The sequence below is a fragment of the Pseudooceanicola aestuarii genome, from assembly GCF_010614805.1.
GTDB classification, from domain to species: Bacteria; Pseudomonadota; Alphaproteobacteria; order Rhodobacterales; family Rhodobacteraceae; genus Pseudooceanicola; species Pseudooceanicola aestuarii.
This window is the reverse complement of sequence record NZ_JAAFZC010000001.1, coordinates 2,535,765-2,548,707: the sequence shown is the minus strand read 5'-3', so window position 1 is coordinate 2,548,707 and position 12,943 is coordinate 2,535,765. Positions and strand designations below refer to the sequence as shown.

General features: G+C 65.0%; 10 protein-coding genes and 3 tRNA genes. 6 read left to right on the top strand and 7 right to left on the bottom strand.

All coding sequences use genetic code 11. The features are described 5' to 3' along the window. The first annotated feature begins 232 nt into the window (after window positions 1-232). Window positions 233-1,018, top strand: a complete 786-nt coding sequence (locus tag G5A46_RS12090) for a helix-turn-helix domain-containing protein (protein WP_163849627.1) — start codon at window positions 233-235, stop codon at window positions 1,016-1,018. Between the two features lie 151 nt (window positions 1,019-1,169). On the opposite strand, the gene G5A46_RS12085 is transcribed toward G5A46_RS12090, so the two are convergent. Next, window positions 1,170-2,312, bottom strand: a complete 1,143-nt coding sequence (locus G5A46_RS12085; protein WP_163849626.1) for a pyridoxal phosphate-dependent aminotransferase — start codon at window positions 2,310-2,312, stop codon at window positions 1,170-1,172. A gap of 117 nt (window positions 2,313-2,429) precedes the next feature. Here G5A46_RS12085 and G5A46_RS12080 point away from each other — a divergent pair, with 117 nt between their 5' ends. Further along, the gene (locus G5A46_RS12080; RefSeq protein ID WP_163849625.1) at window positions 2,430-3,170 is read left to right on the top strand and encodes a DsbA family protein; all 741 of its coding nucleotides are present in this window, start codon (window positions 2,430-2,432) and stop codon (window positions 3,168-3,170) included. Continuing rightward, window positions 3,167-3,925, top strand: a complete 759-nt coding sequence (locus G5A46_RS12075; protein ID WP_163849624.1) for a hypothetical protein — start codon at window positions 3,167-3,169, stop codon at window positions 3,923-3,925. Before G5A46_RS12080 ends, G5A46_RS12075 begins: the two co-directional genes overlap by 4 nt. A gap of 120 nt (window positions 3,926-4,045) precedes the next feature. On the opposite strand, the gene ispG is transcribed toward G5A46_RS12075, so the two are convergent. The 3 genes from ispG to hemA all read right to left on the bottom strand — a co-directional run bounded on the left by ispG (window position 4,046) and on the right by hemA (window position 8,032). Next, window positions 4,046-5,176, bottom strand: coding sequence for a flavodoxin-dependent (E)-4-hydroxy-3-methylbut-2-enyl-diphosphate synthase (ispG, locus tag G5A46_RS12070; RefSeq protein ID WP_163849623.1), 1,131 nt, complete (start codon window positions 5,174-5,176; stop codon window positions 4,046-4,048). A gap of 90 nt (window positions 5,177-5,266) precedes the next feature. Beyond that, window positions 5,267-6,541, bottom strand: a complete 1,275-nt coding sequence (locus G5A46_RS12065) for a helix-turn-helix domain-containing protein (protein ID WP_163849622.1) — start codon at window positions 6,539-6,541, stop codon at window positions 5,267-5,269. A 264-nt stretch (window positions 6,542-6,805) separates the two neighbouring features. Continuing rightward, window positions 6,806-8,032, bottom strand: a complete 1,227-nt coding sequence (gene hemA, locus G5A46_RS12060; RefSeq protein ID WP_163849621.1) for a 5-aminolevulinate synthase — start codon at window positions 8,030-8,032, stop codon at window positions 6,806-6,808. Between the two features lie 322 nt (window positions 8,033-8,354). Between hemA and G5A46_RS12055 the strand changes: the two genes are divergently transcribed. Continuing rightward, entirely contained in the window at window positions 8,355-9,746 is a 1,392-nt protein-coding gene (locus G5A46_RS12055) for a M20/M25/M40 family metallo-hydrolase (RefSeq protein WP_163849620.1), read from the top strand. 231 nt (window positions 9,747-9,977) lie between these two features. Here G5A46_RS12055 and G5A46_RS12050 read toward each other — a convergent pair. The 3 genes from G5A46_RS12050 to G5A46_RS12040 form a co-directional block, all read right to left on the bottom strand. Then, window positions 9,978-10,054, bottom strand: a tRNA-Asp gene (locus G5A46_RS12050). 364 nt (window positions 10,055-10,418) lie between these two features. Further along, a tRNA-Asp gene (locus G5A46_RS12045) sits at window positions 10,419-10,495 on the bottom strand. Window positions 10,496-10,729: 234 nt separating this feature from the next. Further along, window positions 10,730-10,805 (bottom strand) — tRNA-Val (locus G5A46_RS12040). A 48-nt stretch (window positions 10,806-10,853) separates the two neighbouring features. On the opposite strand from G5A46_RS12040, the gene G5A46_RS12035 reads away from it, so the two are divergent. Both G5A46_RS12035 and G5A46_RS12030 read left to right on the top strand, forming a co-directional pair. Then, the gene (locus tag G5A46_RS12035) at window positions 10,854-11,636 is read left to right on the top strand and encodes an HAD-IIB family hydrolase (RefSeq protein WP_163849619.1); all 783 of its coding nucleotides are present in this window, start codon (window positions 10,854-10,856) and stop codon (window positions 11,634-11,636) included. A 51-nt stretch (window positions 11,637-11,687) separates the two neighbouring features. Then, the gene (locus G5A46_RS12030) at window positions 11,688-12,908 is read left to right on the top strand and encodes a glycosyltransferase family protein (RefSeq protein ID WP_163849618.1); all 1,221 of its coding nucleotides are present in this window, start codon (window positions 11,688-11,690) and stop codon (window positions 12,906-12,908) included. Window positions 12,909-12,943 lie beyond the last annotated feature (35 nt).

Genomic DNA, 12,943 nt, shown 5'->3' with positions numbered 1-12,943 from the left:
ATCAGTGAGACTCCGCAAAAAGAGGATTCCCGAAATCGCCTACAGTCAGTCAATTTTTGTGTCGCATCCCTAAAGGATTGACGTAAGATAGCAGCATTATTGACGCGAACAAGCACCAGATCCAGAGAAAAATTCGCAGTCAACTGCGGAAAGAAGGTAAGGACCTATGGACACACTTGCAGCAGGGGGGACGGTCGGCGCCAAACGGCGAACGAAATCCGGACAATACGATATGCAGCCTGACGAAATCAGAGGTATCTTCGGTAGCAACCTGCGGTTGCTGAGCAGCCGTTTTCCATCCATCGCCGGGCTTTGCCGGGAACTGGGGATCAACCGCACGCAATACAATCGCTACCTCTCCGGGGAGAGTTTCCCCCGCCCCGACGTCCTGCACCGGATCTGTCAGTTCTTCGACACCGATGCACGCATTCTGCTGGAACCGGTGGGCCAGATTACCCCGGCTCAGTTCGATCTGCTGAACCATCCCGAAATCGCGGAATATCTGGGCGCCAACGCGACCGAGGTCGGCGAGGACACGCTACCCTCGGGCTTCTACAGGTTCTCCCGCCGCTCCTTCGTGGACGAAACCATGGGCATCATCGGGCTGGTCTACGTGTTCCGCCGCGACGGCTGCACCTTCGTGCGCGGCTACGAGGCCCGCGAGGCGATGCGCCAACAGGGGCTGGACGACGCGCCGGAGGCCCGCGAATTCCGCGGCATCTTCATCAACCAGGAAGACGGCGTTGCCGCGCTGATTTCGCGCAAGCGGGCGATGACCTGCACGTTCAACTTCCTGGCCCGCGTGCCCTCCTTCGACAACAATTTCTGGGAAGGCTACGTCACCCGCACGGTGCGCGACGCGATCACCGGCCCCCGCGTGACGCGGATGGTCTACGAGCATCTGGGCGGCAATGTGGGTGCCATCCTCGACACGGCCCGGCGCGGCGGGCTGGTCTCGCAAGAGGATCTGACGCCGTTCCACCGCCGCCTGCTGCGGCTGGACCAGCCGTTTCGCTGATCCGTATCGGCCGGGCGCCCCGCCCCGGCCGATACCGCCTGTCCACACGGGGGCGATGCGTGACCCCGTTGTTCGCCCCTGCCCGACCTTTGCGTCCAGATCCATGCCGTCGGTGCGCGCCTGTCACCTGCTCCCCGGTGCGCGCGCCGACCTACGCCCGCCCCAGGTGGCGGGCGATGCGGTCCAGCCCCTCCGTCAGGTCGGCGGTCGCGGCGGCATAGGAGAACCGCAGCGTCCGGCGTCCGCGTTCAGCATCGAAATCCAGGCCGGGCGTGACCGCCACCCCCGCCTGGTCCAGCAGCTCCATCGCGAAGGCAAAGGAATCGTCGGTGAGCTCCGAGACATCGGCATAGATGTAGAACGCCCCGTCCGGCGGCGCGATCCGGTCGAACCCGATCTGCGGCAATCGCTCCAGCATCAGGGCGCGGTTGCGGGCATAGACCTTCAGGTTCTCCTCCATCTCGGCGCGGCACTCCAGCGCGGCCAGCGCTGCCACCTGGCTGGCGTGAGGCGCGCAGATGAACATGTGCTGGGCGATGCGTTCGACCCGCTGAACGTGATCCTCGGGCACCACCATCCAGCCGACGCGCCAGCCGGTCATGGAAAAGTACTTTGAAAACGAGTTGATGACGTAGACGTCATCGGTGATTTCCAGCGCCGTGGTCGCCCGGGTCTCGTAGGTCAACCCGTGATAGATCTCGTCCGAGATGAAGGCGGTGTCCTCCGCCGCCGCGGCCCCGATCAGCGCCGACAGCGCCGCGTGGTCCAGCATGGTGCCCGACGGGTTGCCGGGCGACGCGACGATCAACCCGTCCAGCCCCTGCCCCGCGATGTCCTGCGGCCCCGGCTGGTACCGCGCCGCCGCGCTGGTTTGCAGGACCACCGGGTCCATGCCCATCGCACGCAGGATCTGCCGGTAGGAGGGATAGCCCGGCGCCCCCATGCCGACCCGCGCACCGCTGTCGAACAGCGAGGCAAAGGCCAGCGAAAACGCCCCCGAGGCGCCGGAGGTCACGATCACCCGGCCCGGATCCAGATCCACGCCGTACCAGTCGCGATACAGCGCCGCGATCCCCGCCCGCAATGCCGGCAGGCCGCGCGCCACCGAATAGCCAAGCGTGCTGTGATCCAGCGCCGTGGTCAGCGCCGAGCGGGCGCCCGATGGTGCGCCGGTGCCGGGTTGGCCGACCTCCATGTGGATGATCCGGCGGCCCTGGGCCTCGGCCTCGGCGGCGCGGCCCAGAATGTCCATCACAATGAAGGGATCGACGGTTCCGCGGGTTGAAACTCGCATGATGTTCTCCGAAAGTGGCGGCGTTCGCCCGGGTGTCACAGGATGGCCCGCAAAGGTCAATCAACGAAGCCTGCCCCCGGCACCGGGCCACCCCTCTCCCAACGCATGAGACGTCGCATGAACTTTCGCCAGACCGCCCTTGCCGCCACCGCAGCCCTTGCGTTCACCCAGCCCGCCGCGGCGGAGATGACCGATGCGGAGCGGGAGACGTTCCGCGACGAGGTGCGCGCCTACCTGATGGAACATCCCGAAATCATCATCGAGGCCGTGCAATCCATGGAGACACGGCAGGCCGAACAGGCCGCCGCCAATGACGTCAACCTGGTTCGCGCCAATGCCGATGACATCTTCGACGACGGCCATTCCTGGGTTGGCGGCAACCCGGAGGGCGACGTGACGCTGGTGGAATTCATGGATTACCGCTGCGGCTATTGCCGGCGCGCCTACGAGGACGTTGAAAAGCTGATCGAGGAAGACGGCAACATCCGGTTTGTCCTCAAGGAATTTCCGATCCTGGGCGAAGCCTCGACTCTGTCGTCACGCTTTGCCGTGGCGACCCAGCAGGTTGCCGGCGACGATGCCTACAAAGCCGTGCATGACGCCCTCATGAGCTATGACGGGGCCTATGACCCCGCCGCCCTGACCCGCCTGGCCGAAGGGCTGGGCCTGGACGCCCAGCCCATCCTGGCCGAGATGGACAGTGACGAGGTGAACCGCATCCTGTCGGAGAACCACGCACTGGCGCGGCGGATGCAGGTCAATGGCACGCCGACTTTCATCCTGGATGACCAGATGCTGCGCGGTTACGTGCCCTATGACGGGATGAAACAGATCGTGGCGGAGATGCGCGCCGAATGAGAACCGCCCTGGCCGGGCTGGCGCCCTCTCTCCTGACGCTGGGGGCGCTGGCGCTGACCGTGACCATTGCCCCGGCGGACAGCCAGGGTGAGGAAACGCCCCCACGCGACGAACTGGGGCGCGAATTGCGCGCGCTGTTCGCGGCGGAACCGGACTTGATCACCGATGCCCTGCACCGGGCCGAGGCGGCGCGGATCGCGGCCGCAGAGGCCCCGTTGGCGGCAGAGATCCGCGAGGACCGCGCCCGCATCGCCGTGCTGTCCGAGCGACTGTTCGCAGCTGCGCCGCTGGGCTTTGGCGCCGCTGATCCAGAGGCGCGAGTGACGCTGTTCACCGCAGCGGGCTGCGCCGCCTGCCAGCGCGCCGAACGCGCCCTGCGCGCCATGGCAGAGCGCCTGCCCGACCTGCGCGTCGATCTGCGCCCGGCTCGTGATACGCTGGCAGACCGCCTGTCGCTGGAGATCGCGGCAGAGCACGGCACCGAAACCGCCCTGACCTTTCGCGCCGCAATCCCCGAGGGCCGCGCCGGCGATGCGGTCGTGCTGGCTCGTGTCATGGCCGGGCTCGGCCTGCCCGAGACCCTCATGCAAAACGTGAGGAACGCCGCAGAACATGCTGAAATCGCAGAATTTACACTGATCATGTCAACGCTGAACCTGGACGTATTGCCCAGCTATGTCCTGCCCGACATGATGTTCCGAGGCGAGATGCCCGATATCGTGCTGGCCCGCTATCTGGGAACCGCGCCGGAGTGATCCGGCCCGGAAGGCGGGTCAACCGGCGGGCCGGTCTTTGACCTGGCGCTGGCGTGCCCACACCTGGGCAAAGGCACCGTTCAGCCGCGACCCATACAGGGGGCGGCGCCATCGCTCCGGCTATTCTGCCGCCGGGCGCGCGGCCTCTTCTTCTTCGAGGACAGCGGCGCGGGCTTCGACCTGTTCGACGATATGGTCGATCATCTGGTCATTGGACATCCGGTGCGATTGCTTCCCGGCCAGGTAGACCATGCCGTTCCCGGCACCGCCGCCGGTAAAGCCGACATCCGTCATCAGCGCTTCGCCGGGGCCGTTGACAACGCAGCCGATGATGGACAGCGACATCGGCGTCTTGATATGCTCCAGCCGCCGCTCCAGGATCTCCACTGTCTTGATCACGTCGAACCCCTGCCGCGCACAGGAGGGGCAGGAGATGATGTTCACGCCGCGATGGCGCAGGCCCAGAGACTTCAGGATCTCGTAGCCGACCTTCACTTCCTCCACCGGGTCGGCGGACAGCGACACGCGCACCGTGTCGCCGATCCCCATCCAGAGCAGATTGCCCAGGCCGATCGCACTTTTGATCGTGCCGGCGGTCAGTCCGCCCGCCTCCGTGATACCCAGGTGAATGGGCGCATCCGTGGCCTCGGCCAGGGCCTGGTAGGCGGCGGCGGCCATGAAGACATCCGAGGCCTTCACCGAAATCTTGAACTCGTGAAAATCGTTGTCTTGCAGGATGCGGATGTGGTCCATGCCCGACTCGACCATCGCGTCGGGACAAGGTTCGCCGTATTTCTCCAACAGATGCTTTTCCAACGACCCGGCGTTGACCCCGATGCGGATCGAACAGCCGTTGTCACGCGCAGCGGCGATGACGTCACGCACGCGGGTTTCATCCCCGATATTGCCCGGATTGATCCGCAGGCAGGCGGCACCGGCTTCGGCGGCCTCGATCGCGCGTTTGTAGTGGAAATGGATGTCCGCGACGATCGGCACCGGGCTTTCGGCGACAATTTCGCGCAATGCGCGGGTCGCAGCCTGATCAGGCGTGGAGACGCGGACGATATCTGCGCCCGCCTCTGCCGCACGCTGCACCTGCGCGACGGTGGCCGCCACGTCGGAACTGTCGGTATTGGTCATCGTCTGCACCGAAATCGGTGCGTCCCCGCCCACGGGAACAGAGCCGACCATGATCTGGCGGCTTTTGCGGCGGTAGATGTTACGCCAGGGGCGGACGTGGTTCAGGGACATGATCGGTCCTCCGGCATCGCTTGGCCGACAGGTAATCCCCTTGGCGCCATCATGCAATGCGGCATTGCGGCGACGGCGCCCTGCGGCGGATCACTCCTGCGGGAGGTCTGAGATATCGCCCAGCTCCGCGAACACCCGTTCGGCGACGGGATCGGCGGTGACATCTGCGACGGTATAGGCGCCCTTGACCGCGCCGACGGACAAAGCGACATCGCGAATGGTGGAGGATCCGGCACCGGCGGGGCCGTAGAGCTGGCCCTCCACCTTGAAATAGAGCGACCCGGACATGCCCGCGCGCAGCACGGGCGGTTCTTCGGTCATGGGCAGGTCATAGGCCTCCCCCGCGTCCAGGATCTTCTCGAAGATGACGGTGCCATTGGCGCCCCGCACCCGCACCCAGGCGGGGCGCACGGCGACGATGGACACCCCCGGCTTGGGATCTGCAAGAACCTGCGGCACCTGCGGCTGATCGCCGGTGTCGAGCCCCGCCAGCGCCAGCGCGACGGCCCGGTCCTCGGCGGAACCGACAGCGGGGGTGGCAATGTCCAGACGCGGCGCGGCGGGGCGCAGCGTGTCGGCATGGGCGGTAAACGTCCCCATCTCCGCCGGGTCAAGGGTGGAGATCGGCGCATCGCGCGACACCAGCACCGGAACATCCAGCGCCTGCGGGCGATAGAGACGGTCCAGCGCATCGGCAGGCGGGGTAAAGACCCCGGCGCTGGCGACCTGCGGGACCGGGTCCTCGACGCTGCGGGTCACCCCGTCCAGCGGATCGAGATCGGCCAACACGTCGGGCGTGTTCTCCACCGGGGCGACCTGCACCCGTTGAATTTCGTTCAGAACCGCCCAGCCGCCGTAACCGATGGCCCCGATCAGCGCCAGCAGCACCAGACCGGAGCCGATGGCCTTCGGTTCGATCCCCGAAAGAACGGAATCGCCCGCCGGGATGAACGGCGTGTTGGGCGAGGTAAAGGGATCCTTGTCCTTGACCGCCTTGGGCTTTTCCAACGCGACCTCGACCTTGCGGGAGGACGCCTCGGCGGACATGCCATGCGCGGTGGTAAAGCCGCTTTCCTTGCAGAACAGGGCAAAGGTGTGGTCGGGATCAAGGTTCAGGTAGCGCGCATAGGACCGCACGTATCCGGCGATGAAACCGGGCGTGTCGAATGCCTCCGGATCGGCATTTTCAATCGCTGCGATATACGGTGCCTTGATGCGCAACTCGCGCTGGACGTCCAGCAACGATTTGCCCATTGTCGCGCGTTCCCCGCGCATGAGGTCCCCTAGCCGGAGTTCGAAATCGTCGAACCCTTTCGGCGAGTCCTCGGCCTGCGTATAAACAGGCTTCGCCTTGCGCCCAATCATCTCAATCGCTGCCCCATTTGCGAATGATGACCCGTTACCACCGGAACCCCGTCGATTCGAGCCATGCCCTTTTCTTTACAATAGCCTATCACGTTTCAAGGCGATTTACACAAAAAGGAAGCCACGGGCGATTGATCGCCGGAAACTGGTCATTTCCCGAGACGATACCACCCATTTATGGAGCATTGGTTACCAGCGAAGCCCGCGATGGTTGCACAGGACATCGCCGAAACCCCAATGACGCGGTATGCAATTCGCTGTACGCTAGCCGGCCAGCTCTGCCCGGTTCAGCGCGCAATGCGACCACAGCGCATCCATGGCCCGTACCAGCCGGTCCATTTCATCCGGCCCATGCACCGGCGACGGGGTGAAACGCAGCCGTTCGGTGCCGCGCGGCACGGTGGGGAAGTTGATCGGCTGCACGTAGATCCCGTGATCCTCCAGCAGCATGTCCGACAGCAGCTTGGTGTGCACCGGGTTGCCCACGATCACCGGCACGATATGCGAGCCGTGGTCGATGATCGGCAGGCCCATCCCCTTCAGCCGCAGCTTCAGGATGCCGGCCTGTTGCTGGTGCAGGTCGCGCAGCGCCTGGTCCCGCTTCAGATGTGCGACCGAGGCCGCGGCCCCCGCCGCCACCGCCGGCGGCAGCGACGTGGTGAAAATGAAGCCCGGCGCGTAGGAGCGGATGGCGTCACACATCTTGGCGGAGGCCGCGATATAGCCGCCCATCACGCCATAGGCCTTGGCCAGCGTGCCGTTGATGATATCGATCCGATGCGCCAGACGGTCGCGTTCGGTCACGCCGCCGCCGCGCGGGCCGTACATGCCCACGGCGTGCACCTCGTCGATATAGGTCAGCGCGCCGAATTCATCCGCCAGATCGCAGATCTCCTCGATCGGGCCGAAATCGCCATCCATCGAATAGACGGATTCAAATGCGATGATCTTGGGCGCCCTGGAATCGTCCGCTTCCAGCAATTCGCGCAGATGGGCCAGATCATTGTGACGGAAGATCCGCTTGGCCCCGCCATTGCGGCGCACCCCCTCGATCATGGAGGCGTGGTTCAGCTCGTCCGAATAGATGATCAGACCGGGAAACAGCTTGGGCAGGGTGGACAGCGTCGCGTCATTGGCGATGTAGGCCGAGGTGAACAGCAGCGCCTGTTCCTTGCCATGCAAATCCGCCAGCTCCGCTTCCAGCTGCTTGTGATAGAGCGTGGTGCCCGAGATGTTGCGCGTGCCGCCCGACCCGGCGCCGGTGGTGTCGATTGCCTCGTGCATCGCCTCCAGCACGACAGGGTGCTGCCCCATGCCCAGGTAGTCGTTGCCGCACCAGACCGTCACGGGCCGTTCGCTGCCATCCGGGCGCTTCCAGGTGGCGTGCGGGAACTTGCCCTTGTGGCGAACGATATCGATGAAGGTGCGATAGCGCCCTTCGTCATGCAACTTGCCGATCGCGTCGTCCAGTCTGGCCTCGTAATAGGTCACGGGCGGTCCCTTTCTTGTCTTCGGCCCCGGCGCGGCGGGACCGGGATGTGCTAGCACCCCGTCATGGAAATTGGAACCGTTATAAGTCCGGCGGCTCCCGAAGCGGAGGTTACAAATTGCCGCCCCCCTGCCCTTGATCCAGGTCAAACATGTATCGCCAGTTCCGGATTTTCCGAAACGCGGCACGGCGGCGCGTTTCGGCGCCGGACCACTGCCCGTCCCGGGGCCGCCGCAGGGGCAGGCCTGTGCCGCTCTGGACCTTTGCCACGCGCCTGCTAGGCTTTGGCGAAGCCACGTTTCCCCACCCCGAGGAGCAGTCACCATGTCCACCGACGCCGTCCTGACCCATGTCGATTCCCAGCTGGGCGCCGCCACCGAACGCCTGATGGAGCTGTTGCGCATACCCTCCATCTCAACCGATCCGGCCCATGCCGAGGCCTGCCAGCACGCCGCCGACTGGCTGGTGGCCGATCTGGCCTCCCTGGGTGCGGAGGCGTCGAAACGTCCCACCCCCGGCCACCCCATGGTCGTCGGCCACATCACCGAGGGCGTCGACAATCCAGACGTGCATGTGCTGTTCTACGGCCATTATGACGTGCAGCCCGTCGATCCGCTGGACCTGTGGGACCGCGACCCGTTCGATCCGCAGGTGGAGGACACACCGCGCGGCAAGGTGATCCGCGGGCGCGGTGCCTCGGATGACAAGGGTCAGTTGATGACCTTCGTGGAGGCCTGCCGCGCCTGGAAGGCGGAGCGCGGCACCCTGCCCTGCAAGATCACCTTCTTCTTCGAAGGCGAGGAAGAATCAGGCTCCCCCTCCCTGATCCCGTTCATGGAGGACAACGCCGAAGAGCTGAAATCCGACATCGCCCTGATCTGCGACACCGGATTGTTCGGCACCGAGACGCCGGCCATCGTCACCATGCTGCGCGGCCTGCTGGGAGAGGAAGTGACCATCACCGCCTCCTCGAAGGATCTGCATTCGGGCATGTATGGCGGCATCGCGATGAACCCGATCCGGGTGCTCTCGCGGATGATCGCGGGGCTGCATGACGATCAGGGCCGCGTCACCGTGCCGGGCTTTTACGATGGCGTCCCCGAGTTGCCGCAGGACATTCGCGACCAATGGGACGGGCTGGATTTCGATGCCACCGGTTTCCTGGGCGAGGTCGGGCTGTCCGATCCGGCGGGCGAAGCCGATCGCACCGGGCTGGAAATGATCTGGTCCCGCCCCACCTGCGAGATCAACGGCATCACCGGCGGCTACACCGGCGAGGGCTTCAAGACGGTGCTGCCGGCCAAGGCCAGCGCCAAGATCTCCTTTCGGTTGGTGGGTCAGCAGGATCCGCACCGGATCCGTGAAAATTTCCGCGCTTACGTGCAATCCAGCCTGCCCGCCGATTGCGAGGTCACGTTCCATGGCCACGGCGCCAGCCCGGCTGGCCAGATGTCCACCGATGACCCGATGTTCGAGGCCGCCCGCCAGGCGCTGTCCCTGGAATGGCCGCAGGAGGCCGCTTATGTCGGCTGCGGCGGGTCCATCCCGATCGCGGGATATTTCAAGTCGATCCTGGCGATGGACGCGATGCTGATCGGCTTTGGCAAGGATGACGATCAGATCCATTCCCCGAACGAGAAATATGACCTCGACAGCTTTCACCGCGGCATCCGGTCCTGGGTCCGCGTGCTGGAGGCATTGTCCGCCAAGGGCTGATGTCCGCTCTCTGCCCCCGCGTGCGGGGAGGGGGGCGCCACGGCGCCCCCGCTTTCATCGCCGGATGTGGCGCGCGCGGCAGACGGCCAAACGCCGCCACGCCACCGGCCCGGCCATGATGCGCCCTGCGCGCCACAGGCAGCCCGGTTCAGGCGCAAATCAAATTTTCGAAAGGTCGAGCCGAGTTCGTGACAGGCTTGAAACAACAGGATCGAAACAAGGGGGGGGAAGTGGCGCGGTTGACGGGGCTCGAACCCGCGACCCCCGGCGTGACAGGCCGGTACTCTAACCATCTGAGCTACAACCGCGCGTGGGGGGCGGGATAGAATAGCGCGACGCGGGCGTCAATACGAAAATACCTCCGCGCGCCGTGCTTTGTGCCCCGCGCCACGGCTTGCGCCGCAGCCGGGGCGCCCTGCCCGCGCCAAGCGTTGCGCCACCCGCGTCGTCGGTGGCGCCCTGTCGGACAGAAGGCCACGCGAAAGCCACCCCGCAACATCCCCCCAAAGCCGTCGCAGCCGCTTTCCGCCCTGTAAGCCTGCCGGCCTTTAGACCGCCCCCCCTGCAAACCGACCGACCGGTGCCCCACTGATCCGCAACCCCCGGCCCGCAACCCCCGGCCCGGAAACGACAAAAGCGCCCCCCGAAGGAGGCGCTTTCGTTTGACGGCAGTGGCGCGGTTGACGGGGCTCGAACCCGCGACCCCCGGCGTGACAGGCCGGTACTCTAACCATCTGAGCTACAACCGCGCAGCTGCCGTGAGGGGCCTTCTATGGCCCCCCCGCGACGGCGTCAAGCGGGAAAATCCACCACTTTTCGTGCTGTCCCGCAGGCGCCGCAACGTAAAGCACGAACCGGCGACATCATGACAGTTGATCCCGCGACCCTTTGCGTGTCTGATGGGGGGCGAACACGGAAAATCGTGCAAATATCCTTGCCCCGTCAACGGCTTCGGCTAAAACGACGGACTGGGGCTGCAATCATGGTGGGTGATGAGAGACTCGAACTCCCGACATCTTCGGTGTAAACGAAGCGCTCTACCAACTGAGCTAATCACCCGCCGAAGGCCCCTTTACCGCATGGCCACCACAGGGCGCAAGGGCTGACATGAAAACTCCTCCCTTCATTGTTTTCACCGATCTGGACGGCACGTTGCTGGATCATCAAAGCTACGATTACGCCCCCGCCCTGCCCGCCCTGTCCCGGCTGCGCGCCTACGGGGTGCCGGTGGTTCTGGCCTCCTCGAAGACGGCAGCGGAAATCGCGCCGTTGCGGGCCGAATTGCGCCTGACCGCTTCGCCCGCCATCGTCGAGAACGGCGCCGGATTGCTGCCGCCCAACAGCCCGGCGGAGGATAAGGGCGATGTCTACGACCGGCTGCGCGCCTGTCTTGATCAGGTCAGCGCCCCCCTGAGGGAGAAATTCCGCGGCTTCGGAGATCTGGGCGCGGGTGCCGTGGCGCTGGATTCCGGCCTGTCGCCGCAAAAAGCCGAACTGGCCTGCAAGCGGGCGTTCTCGGAACCGGGGCTTTGGTACGGCACGGCGGTGGAAAAACGTGAATTCATCGCAGAACTGGCCGAATTCGGCGTCACCGCCCGGCGTGGCGGGCGCTACCTGACCCTGACCTTTGGCGGAACAAAGGCCGACCGCATGGACGAGGCCGCCGCCCTGTTCGGCAACCCGCACCGGATCGCCCTGGGCGACGCGCCCAACGATATAGAAATGCTTGAAAATGCCTCTGTCGGGGTGGTGATCCGCAACGACCACGGCGCCCCCCTGCCCAAGCTGAAGGGCGAGGCCAGCGGCCAGATCCTGCGCAGCACCAAACCCGGCCCGGCGGGCTGGAACGAAATGATGATGTCGCTGATCTCGCGCCTGACTCCGCATTGATTCCCTGCGGCCCTGCCCGCCCGAGACCGCACCGAACAAGGAGACAGCCAGGTGGCCGATTTTCACCAGAACGGCAATATTGCCACTCTTCACAACCTGCGCACCACCTCGACCGAGGCGCTGACGCGGGAGCTGACCAATTTCGCCACCACGCGCAAGATCTCCCTGGTGCTGCCCTCCCTCTATTCCGAGCTGGAAGGCGACGCCCTGCCCAACATCGTGCGCGAACTGGCCCAGGTGCCCTACCTGCACCGGATCGTCATCGGGCTGGACCGCGCTGACGAGGCGCAATACCGCCATGCACGGGAATTCTTCTCTGCCCTGCCGCAAAGCCACGTGGTTATCTGGAACGACAGCCCCCGGATGAAGACCATCTTCGACCGGCTGGACAAGCTGGGCCTGGCGCCCAACGAACCAGGAAAGGGCAAGAACGTCTGGGGGTGCCTGGGCTTTCTGATCGCCTGCGCCGACAGTTCGGTGGTGGCGATCCACGATTGCGATATCGTCACCTATGAAAAGGACCTGCTGGCCCGCCTGGTCTACCCGGTGGCCAATCCAAATTTCCCCTACCAGGTGGCCAAGGGCTATTACGCGCGCATCGGCGACAACAAGATCAACGGCCGGGTCAGCCGGATGCTGGTGTCGCCGATCCTGATCGCGCTGAAACGCACCATCGGCGACCGCGATTACCTGGATTACCTGCGCGCCTTCCGCTATCCGCTGTCCGGCGAGATGGCGATGCGCACCGGTATCCTGCCGGATCTGCGCATCCCTTCGGACTGGGGCCTGGAAATCGGTGTCCTGTCCGAAGCCTGGCGCAACCTGGCGCCGAAATCGGTCTGCCAGGTGGAAATCGCCGATCACTACGATCACAAGCACCAGGTATTGTCGCCCGAGGACAAGTCCAAGGGACTGTCGCGCATGTCGATCGACATCAGCAAGGCCCTGTTCCGCAAGCTGGCCGCCGATGGAACAGTCTTTTCGGAGGAGGTGTTCCGCACGCTGAAGGCGACCTATTACCGCTCGGCCCTCGACCTGCTGGACAGCTATTACAATGACGCCCGGATGAACGGTCTCTGGGTGGATCGGCACCAGGAGGAAACGGCGGTGGAACTCTTCGCCGAAAACATCGTGGAGGCAGGGCGGATGTTCCTCGACAACCCGTCGGAAACTCCCTTCATCCCGACCTGGAACCGCGTGCATTCCGCCGATCCCGACCTGATGTCCGACATGCTGAAAGCCGTCGCCGCCGATCTTCAGGACTACGCCTGACCCCGACCACCGGCAAGTTTACAGGCGGAAGGGAT